The 8,223-nt window shown below is 33.6% G+C and carries 11 protein-coding genes; 4 read left to right on the top strand and 7 right to left on the bottom strand.

Annotated elements, in window-relative coordinates:
- Positions 1-50 precede the first annotated feature (50 nt).
- From rimM to ACOYLT_RS09165, 4 genes are all read left to right on the top strand, one after another.
- Positions 51-575: a ribosome maturation factor RimM gene (rimM, locus tag ACOYLT_RS09180; protein WP_422853560.1), complete on the top strand. Its 525-nt coding sequence runs from the start codon at positions 51-53 to the stop codon at positions 573-575.
- A gap of 91 nt (positions 576-666) precedes the next feature.
- Positions 667-1,374 (top strand): tRNA1(Val) (adenine(37)-N6)-methyltransferase, encoded by a 708-nt coding sequence (locus ACOYLT_RS09175; protein ID WP_422853559.1) that lies wholly within the window; start codon positions 667-669, stop codon positions 1,372-1,374.
- Positions 1,375-1,500: 126 nt separating this feature from the next.
- On the top strand, positions 1,501-2,679 hold the full coding sequence (locus ACOYLT_RS09170) for an acyl-CoA dehydrogenase family protein (RefSeq protein ID WP_422853558.1): 1,179 nt from the start codon (positions 1,501-1,503) through the stop codon (positions 2,677-2,679).
- A 121-nt stretch (positions 2,680-2,800) separates the two neighbouring features.
- Entirely contained in the window at positions 2,801-3,583 is a 783-nt protein-coding gene (locus ACOYLT_RS09165; RefSeq protein WP_422853557.1) for a DUF3050 domain-containing protein, read from the top strand.
- A gap of 48 nt (positions 3,584-3,631) precedes the next feature.
- On the opposite strand, the gene ACOYLT_RS09160 is transcribed toward ACOYLT_RS09165, so the two are convergent.
- The 7 genes from ACOYLT_RS09160 to trmB all read right to left on the bottom strand — a co-directional run.
- Positions 3,632-3,964, bottom strand: a complete 333-nt coding sequence (locus ACOYLT_RS09160) for a ferredoxin (RefSeq protein WP_422853556.1) — start codon at positions 3,962-3,964, stop codon at positions 3,632-3,634.
- Position 3,965: 1 nt separating this feature from the next.
- Positions 3,966-5,018, bottom strand: coding sequence for an NAD(P)/FAD-dependent oxidoreductase (locus ACOYLT_RS09155; protein WP_422853555.1), 1,053 nt, complete (start codon positions 5,016-5,018; stop codon positions 3,966-3,968).
- A gap of 71 nt (positions 5,019-5,089) precedes the next feature.
- Complete coding sequence (locus ACOYLT_RS09150; protein WP_422853554.1) at positions 5,090-5,329, bottom strand: NifU family protein; 240 nt, start codon at positions 5,327-5,329, stop codon at positions 5,090-5,092.
- A gap of 1 nt (position 5,330) precedes the next feature.
- Positions 5,331-6,467: a P-loop NTPase gene (locus ACOYLT_RS09145; RefSeq protein WP_422853553.1), complete on the bottom strand. Its 1,137-nt coding sequence runs from the start codon at positions 6,465-6,467 to the stop codon at positions 5,331-5,333.
- A 131-nt stretch (positions 6,468-6,598) separates the two neighbouring features.
- Positions 6,599-6,922, bottom strand: a complete 324-nt coding sequence (locus ACOYLT_RS09140; RefSeq protein WP_422853552.1) for an MGMT family protein — start codon at positions 6,920-6,922, stop codon at positions 6,599-6,601.
- Positions 6,922-7,548, bottom strand: coding sequence for a LysE family transporter (locus ACOYLT_RS09135; RefSeq protein ID WP_422853551.1), 627 nt, complete (start codon positions 7,546-7,548; stop codon positions 6,922-6,924). The genes ACOYLT_RS09140 and ACOYLT_RS09135 overlap by 1 nt, the downstream gene beginning before the upstream one ends.
- On the bottom strand, positions 7,549-8,223 hold a 675-nt coding region (trmB, locus tag ACOYLT_RS09130; protein WP_422853550.1), incomplete at its 5' end, for a tRNA (guanosine(46)-N7)-methyltransferase TrmB.

Here is an 8,223-nt window from a genome sequence, read left to right as displayed (position 1 = left end):
GCTGCTGAAGAAACCAGCGAAGAAAAAGAAGCTTAATACTTCAAGCAATTATGCGTAAAGAAGAATGTTTCTATTTAGGTAAAATTGCAAAAAAATTTAGTTTCAAAGGGGAAGTCCTTATCTATTTAGATACTGATGAACCCGAATTATACGAAAACATGGAATCAGTATTTGTTGAATTCAACAAAAATCTGGTTCCATTTTTTATTAAAAATAGTGCCCTTCATAAAAACGACTTTCTTCGCGTTCAATTTGAAGATGTCGATTCCGAAGAAGAAGCAGATAGTATTCTTAATTGTGATGTTTATCTTCCGCTTAGCATGTTGCCAAAATTGGAAGGCAATAAATTTTATTTTCACGAAGTAATAGGATTTGAAATTGAAGATAAGCGCTTAGGTGTTTTTGGAAAAATTGTTTCCATAAACGACACTACAGCTCAACCCCTTTTTGAGGTATTAAATGGAACAGTGGAAATGTTAATACCAATGATTGACCATTTCCTAGTTGAAATTGACCGCAAAAACAAAAAAGTCATCATGGATTTACCAGAAGGACTAGTTGAAATGTATTTATAAATGATAATTAATAGTTAACAATTGATAATTACAATTGTAACTCCTATCAGTATTTCATTATCAATTATTTATTATCCATCACTAAATTAACATGTTTCAATTCAAACAATTTGCCGTTCAACAAGACCGCTGCGCCATGAAAATTGGCACAGATGCTGTTATACTTGGTGCTTGGTGCCCAATAAACAATCATCCGTTTTCTATTCTGGATATTGGAGCTGGAACTGGAATTTTATCTTTGATGTTGGCGCAAAGAAGTAATGCAGCGCAAATTGATGCTGTAGAAATTGATGATGAAGCTTATGAGCAATGTGTAGAGAATTTTGAAAGTTCACCATGGAGAGACCGATTATTTTGTTTCCATGCTGGTTTAGACGAATTTTTGGACGAACCAGAAGACGAATATGATTTAATTATTTCCAATCCACCTTTTTATTCTGAAAATCATAAAACTGATAGCGCACAACGCGATTTAGCTCGTTTTCAAGAAGCGATGCCTTTTGAAGATTTGATAGAAGCTGCTCGTTTATTATTATCAGAAAATGGGATTTTTGCTGTAATTATTCCATTTAAAGAAGAAGAAAAATTTATTGAGTTGTGTGCTGAAGTCGAATTATATCCCATAAACGTTACTCGCGTAAAAGGCACACCAACTACTGAAGTCAAAAGAAGTTTATTAGCTTTCAAGCGCTACGAACTATCGGTTTTAACTGCCGATGAATTAATTATTGAAACCGCGCGTCATCAATACACAGAAGATTACACAGCATTAACTAAAGACTTTTATTTAAAAATGTAATTGAAATTTATAACAATTGTTCAACAACATTTTAATAAGGATTATGTAAATTTGCAAAAGTTTTGGTAAACAATTTTAAAGATTATGAAATAGCGTTAGCTAAAACATGCGAAAAAAAAGATAAATATGAAACCAGATTTATTTCAAGCTCCCGATTATTATTTGTTGGATGATTTACTAACAGAAGAGCACAAATTAGTTCGTGACTCAGCTCGTGCTTGGGTGAAACGAGAAGTTTCTCCAATCATTGAAGATTATGCGCAACGTGCTGAATTTCCTAAACAAATAATTAAAGGTTTGGGAGAAATCGGTGGTTTTGGACCCTATATCCCTGAGGAATATGGTGGTGCTGGTTTAGATCAAATTTCTTATGGCTTAATCATGCAAGAAATTGAAAGAGGTGACTCGGGTGTTCGTTCTACATCATCCGTTCAATCATCCTTAGTAATGTATCCTATTTGGAAATTTGGAACGGAAGAACAACGAATAAAATATCTGCCAAAATTGGCCACAGGAGAATTCATGGGATGTTTTGGTTTAACGGAACCCGATCATGGATCGAATCCAAGCGGAATGACCACCAACTTTAAAGATATGGGTGACCATTATTTGTTAAATGGAGCAAAAATGTGGATATCCAATTCCCCATTTGCTGATGTTGCTGTAGTTTGGGCAAAAAATGAAGAAGGTCGTATTCACGGTTTGATTGTTGAACGCGGAATGGAAGGATTTACTACTCCAGAAACGCACAATAAATGGTCACTTCGTGCCTCAGCTACAGGAGAATTGATTTTTGATAATGTAAAAGTACCAAAAGAAAATTTATTGCCTGGAAAATCTGGTCTTGGCGCACCAATGATGTGCTTAGATTCGGCTCGATATGGAATAGCTTGGGGGGCTATTGGTGCTGCTATGGATTGTTATGACACTGCTTTGCGTTATGCTAAAGAGCGTATCCAATTTGACAAACCTATTGCAGGAACCCAATTACAACAAAAGAAATTAGCTGAAATGATTACCGAAATTACCAAAGCACAATTATTGACATGGAGATTGGGTGTTTTGAAAAACGAAGGTAAAGCTACAACAGCTCAAATTTCTATGGCGAAAAGAAACAACGTTGATATGGCAATTCATATTGCACGTGAAGCACGCCAAATATTAGGTGGAATGGGAATTACAGGAGAATATTCTATTATGCGTCACATGATGAATTTAGAATCCGTGATAACTTATGAAGGAACACATGACATTCATTTATTGATAACCGGTGCAGACATTACTGGAATCCCTGCCTTCAAATAAATAGATTAAACAATAAATAAATTTGATATAAAAATGCTTCTCTTTTCGGGTAAGCATTTTATATTTGTACACTATTGCAAACACATTTTTTTCACTTTTCGTAAATATTATTAAAAAAGCTATGAACTTTTCGAATATAACCCAAAAAATTCAACCTCAAAAAAATCTTCTATTACAACATTCGCTTTACGAAAAAGTTAAAACTATAGATGATTTACATCAATTTTTAGAATGTCATGTATATGCCGTTTGGGATTTTATGTCGCTATTAAAAGCTTTACAAAACAAATTGACATGTACCACAACGCCCTGGTTTGCTACTGAATACACTGAGGCTCGTTATTTAATTAACGAAATTGTATTGGCCGAAGAAAGTGATTTAACCATTGATGGAAGAAGATTAAGTCATTTTGAAATGTATAGGGAAGCAATGAAAAGTTGTGGTGCGCAAACAACTGATTTGGAAGCTTTTTTGCAAACCGTAATCCAAACCAAAAACGTTTTTATTGCTATAAAACAAAGTGATTTACACCCAAAAATAAAAGCTTTTTTAGATTTTACTTTCCGAGTTATTGAAGAAGGTAAAGTCCATAAAATTGCTGCTGCTTTTACATTTGGCAGAGAAGATTTAATTCCAACTATGTTCACCGAAATTTTGAAAAATTTCCAACAAAACTTTCCTGAAACAGATTTATCAAAATTGATTTATTATTTCGAAAGACATATTGAATTAGATGCAGATGAACATGGGCCAATGGCCATGAAAATGATTTCAGAACTTTGTAAAGATGATATTCAAAAGTGGAAAGAAGTAGAAGAAATATCTATACAGGCCTTGGAAAAAAGAATTGGACTTTGGGATGCGATAGAAGAAAAAATTGAAGCTAATTTAGAGTTGGTGTAACTTCATTAAAATTATTACTGCCTTAACACAATACAAGTTTCCTTATTACTATTGTTCTGGAGCAATTTCAATTTCCAATCCGTCTAAGTTTTCAGTAATCTGAATTTGACAACCTAATCGAGAATTGTCTTTAACATGATAAGCATCTGATAACATTGCCTCTTCATCCTCATTGCGACCCGTTTTTAAAACATTATTCAAAACATAACATTGACAGGATGCACACATCGCCATTCCACCACAAATTCCGATGGTCCCTTCTTCGGCTAATTCATACATTCGAACAAGCTCCATAACATTTAAGTTCATGTCTGTGGGTGCCAGAACTTCGTGAATAATTCCTTTGCGATCTATTATTTTTATGGTAATGTCTTGAGGCATTTTATTCTATTGATTTTACAACGGCTTTTTCAGCTTCTTTTCGTGTACCATCAAATCCGTCAACCCCAGAAACTGTGGTGTATTTCAGTACATATTTTTTCCCTGGATTTAATCGTTGATACACACTTTGGCACATCAAAGTAGCTTCATGAAAACCACAAAGAATGAGTTTCAATTTACCGGGATATGTATTCACATCACCAATAGCATAAATTCCTGGTATATTGGTTTGATAATCTAAAGCGTTATTCACTTTGATGGCATTTTTTTCTATTTCTAAACCCCAATGAGCAATAGCACCTAATTTGGGTGTTAAACCAAATAAAGGAATAAAATAATCGGTTTCAATCATTTCTAAATTTCCATCTTTAAAGATGGTAATAGCTTTCAAATGGTTTTCACCATGCAAACTAATAACTTCAGCAGGAGTAACTAAATTTACTAATCCTAGCTTTTTATACTCTTGAAGCTTTTCAACAGAATCTAAAGCGCCACGAAATTCATTTCTTCTGTGTATTAAAGTAACTTTTTCAGCCACATCAGCTAAAAAAATGCTCCAATCCAAGGCAGAATCACCACCACCAGCAATAACAATTTTTTTATCTCTAAAAAGTTCAGGATCTTTTACAAAATATTCTACTCCTTTTTCTTCATAGAAACTTATGTTGTCAATTTCTGGTTTTCTCGGTTCAAATGTTCCTAAACCACCCGCAATAGCGATAGCTTTTGCATGATGTTTTGTACCTTTGTTAGTTGTAACTATAAAAGTTCCATCTTCTAACTTATCAATTTTTTCAGCCGTTTCAGCTAAAGTAAAACCGGGTTGAAATTGTTTGATTTGTTCCATCAAATTGGCAACCAAATCACCTGCTAGCACCTCGGGATAACCTGGAATATCGTAAATTGGTTTTTTAGGATATAACTCCGCTAATTGCCCGCCAGGCTGAGGTAAAGCATCAATAATATGACATTTTAATTTTAATAATCCTGCTTCAAAAACAGTAAAAAGCCCCGTTGGTCCTGCTCCTATTATTAGTATATCTGTTTCAATCATTTTTAAGTCATAAAGTTGTAAAGTCGAAAGTCATAAAATGATATATATTGATTTTGACTTTAAGACTGTTTTTAAGCTATGTTTTGAACTGTTTCTATTTGTGGCGCATACTTTTTAATTGTTGTTTCTACGCCAGCTTTCATAGTACTCATACTCAAACTACAAGAAGTACATGCTCCTTGAAGACGTACCTTTACGTGTTTATCATCTTCTATAGAAACCAGACTAATATCTCCGCCGTCAGAATTCAGAAAAGGTCTGATTTCATTTAAAGCTTTTTCAATACTTAAAGTTAATTCTTCTGTATTCATTTTATTTTCCTTTAACGGCAGAACATCCAGCCATAGTTGTTATTTTAATAGCTTCTGTTGGCGGTAAACTTTCGTTTCTGTTTACCGTTTCTTGAACCACATTTCTTGTAATTTCTTCAAAAACGCTTTCGATTACTGATGCTGTTTGCAAAGCTGCTGGGCGGCCATAATCTCCTGCTTCACGAATGCTTTGCACCAAGGGAACTTCCCCTAAAAATGGGACCCCTAAATCTTCTGCTAAATTTTTTGCTCCTTCTTTTCCGAAGATATAATATTTATTGTTTGGCAGTTCTTCTGGTGTGAAATATGCCATGTTTTCTATGATTCCTATTACTGGAACGTTAATTGAATCAGACATAAACATAGCAACTCCTTTTTTAGCATCTGCCAATGCTACAGCTTGTGGTGTACTAACAATTACAGCTCCAGTAATTGGAAGTGATTGCATGATAGATAAATGAATATCTCCAGTTCCTGGTGGTAAATCGATTAACATAAAGTCTAATTCTCCCCAATCCGCATCAAAAATCATTTGATTCAGTGCTTTTGAGGCCATTGGACCACGCCAAATCACAGCCTGACTTGGTGCTGTAAAAAATCCGATGGAAAGTATTTTAATTTCATAACTTTCAACAGGTTTCATTTTAGATTTACCGTCAACTTCTATAGAAATTGGTTTTTCATTTTCTACATCAAACATAATTGGCATAGATGGTCCATAAATATCGGCATCTAAAATTCCTACTTTGAAACCCATTTTAGCTAACGTTACGGCTAAATTTGCTGTAACTGTAGATTTTCCAACACCGCCTTTTCCTGAGGCGATTGCTATAATGTTGCTGATTCCAGGAATATCTTTACCTTTTATTTGATTAGGGTTTTGAGATGGCGTTTCTACTTTGCTATTTACTTTTACAACAGCATCTGGTGAAAAGTTGGAGTGGATCAATTTTTTTATATCGTCTTCCGCGCGTTTTTTTATGTGCATGGCTGGAGTTGAAATCACTAAATCGACTATTACTTCATTGCCAAAAGTCAATACATTTTTCACAGCACCACTTTCAACCATATTTTTACCCTCACCAGCAATAGTAATGGTTTCTAATGCAGTAAGAATTTCTTTTCTATCTAATTTCATTTTGGGTATCATTAATATCTTCAGTTGCTTTTATTTAAACTGAATTTAGATTGCAAAGATAATACGAATTGTTATGAAACTATAGTTAATGAATTGAAAATGTTTATAGTTTTATTGATAGAAATCGAGGTTTATAATTTCATTTCTGGCTGCCAAAAATGCTTTTCAAAATCTACAATTTGGTTGTTGATGATTTTAACTCCTTCGTTTTCCAGCAATTGCTGCATTAAATTAGTTCCATCAAAGTGATGTTTTCCTGAAAGCATACCAACTCGATTGACGACTCTATGCGCTGGAACATCTTCTATATTATGCGAAGCATTCATTGCCCAACCTACCATTCTGGCAGAACGAGCAGTCCCTAAAGCTTTAGCGATGGCACCATAGGAAGTAACTTTGCCTTCGGGAATTTGTCTCACAACAGCATAAACTCTTTCAAAAAAATTGTCTTCCATTAACTCCAAAATAGTTTAATTATGGTAATAATTGCCATAAAGGTAGTTACTGAACCTATAATGTTATTACTATTTCTAAGTAGAAAATCAGTTTTGCTTTGAATTAATTTAAAGGAAACAATGTAACTATAAAAAACAGAAAATGAGCCCATAACTACACCTAAAACAAAGGAAATAATTTGAGTTTTTTCAAAACTAAAATAGCGTAAACTGGCTAAACTAATACTAGCAAAAACATAAAAGGGAATAGGCAAAAAATTAAGCAATGATAAAAATACTCCAAAGAAAAACCGATTTGATTTTCCTTTGATTTTAACACTTCGGTTTAACTTTTTTGGTTTCTTAGCTATCCAAAAAAAGTAAATACTCAATCCTGTAAAAACAAAAATGCCAATTTCTTGTAACGTAGTAACTATTTGCTGATGCTTATTAATATATCGAGCAAATAACACAGCGATAAATGTTTGAAAGAAAACCACCAAAGAAGCTCCAAGAGCAAAACTCAAAGCTTCATTTTTACCTTCTTGCATGCTGATTTTTGCCCCTGTCATATTAATTAATCCAGGAAGTATAACCGCCAAAAAAGAAATAAAAAACCCAAAAAGAAGCGGCAATAAGAAACTCATCTACTTGATTTTAAAACGAATATAAGTAATTGCTTTATTAATCTCCAAATATTGATTCTCATAAAAAGTTTGAATTTCAGTTACTTCTGCTGATGCTCCTTCATTTTTGTAGACATTATGATTGGCATATAACACTTCGTGTCCTTCGCCATGAAGCAATCCTAGAGTGTAACCATGCATAAATTCGCTATCGGTTTTGAGGTTTACGACACCGTTTGGTTTTAGGATTTTTTTATACAATTTCAGAAAATCTGAGTTAGTCATTCTGTGTTTGGTGCGTTTATATTTTATTTGCGGATCTGGGAAAGTAATCCAAATTTCATCTACTTCATTTTCAGCAAAAATAAAATTAATTAACTCAATTTGAGTTCTTACAAAAGCCACATTATGCATTCCATCTTCAACGGCAGTTTTTGCACCACGCCAAAATCTTGCTCCTTTTATATCTATACCAACAAAATTTTTATCAGGATAACGTGCTGCTAAACCAACAGAATATTCTCCCTTGCCACAACCTAATTCAATGATAATAGGATTGTCATTTTTGAAAAACGTAGTATTCCATTTTCCTTTTAAAAGAAAATTACTGTTAACTACTTCTTCTCTTGTTGGTTGAAATACGTTTTCAAAAGTTTCGTTTTCCTTAAACCGTTTTAATTTATTCTTACTTCCCAC

It is taken from the genome of Flavobacterium sp. (assembly GCF_049318185.1).
GTDB lineage: Bacteria > Bacteroidota > Bacteroidia > Flavobacteriales > Flavobacteriaceae > Flavobacterium.
The sequence above is the reverse complement of the archived record's forward strand: the minus strand, read 5'-3'. Positions and strand labels throughout refer to the sequence as shown.

Bases quoted from the DNA above. Each gene is read 5' to 3' on its own strand.
- rimM (WP_422853560.1), top strand. From the start codon at position 51: ATGCGTAAAGAAGAATGTTTCTATTTAGGTAAAATTGCAAAAAAATTT.
- ACOYLT_RS09175 (WP_422853559.1), top strand. From the start codon at position 667: ATGTTTCAATTCAAACAATTTGCCGTTCAACAAGACCGCTGCGCCATG.
- ACOYLT_RS09170 (WP_422853558.1), top strand. From the start codon at position 1,501: ATGAAACCAGATTTATTTCAAGCTCCCGATTATTATTTGTTGGATGAT.
- ACOYLT_RS09165 (WP_422853557.1), top strand. From the start codon at position 2,801: ATGAACTTTTCGAATATAACCCAAAAAATTCAACCTCAAAAAAATCTT.
- ACOYLT_RS09160 (WP_422853556.1), bottom strand. From the start codon at position 3,964: ATGCCTCAAGACATTACCATAAAAATAATAGATCGCAAAGGAATTATT.
- ACOYLT_RS09155 (WP_422853555.1), bottom strand. From the start codon at position 5,018: ATGATTGAAACAGATATACTAATAATAGGAGCAGGACCAACGGGGCTT.
- ACOYLT_RS09150 (WP_422853554.1), bottom strand. From the start codon at position 5,329: ATGAATACAGAAGAATTAACTTTAAGTATTGAAAAAGCTTTAAATGAA.
- ACOYLT_RS09145 (WP_422853553.1), bottom strand. From the start codon at position 6,467: ATGAAATTAGATAGAAAAGAAATTCTTACTGCATTAGAAACCATTACT.
- ACOYLT_RS09140 (WP_422853552.1), bottom strand. From the start codon at position 6,922: ATGGAAGACAATTTTTTTGAAAGAGTTTATGCTGTTGTGAGACAAATT.
- ACOYLT_RS09135 (WP_422853551.1), bottom strand. From the start codon at position 7,548: ATGAGTTTCTTATTGCCGCTTCTTTTTGGGTTTTTTATTTCTTTTTTG.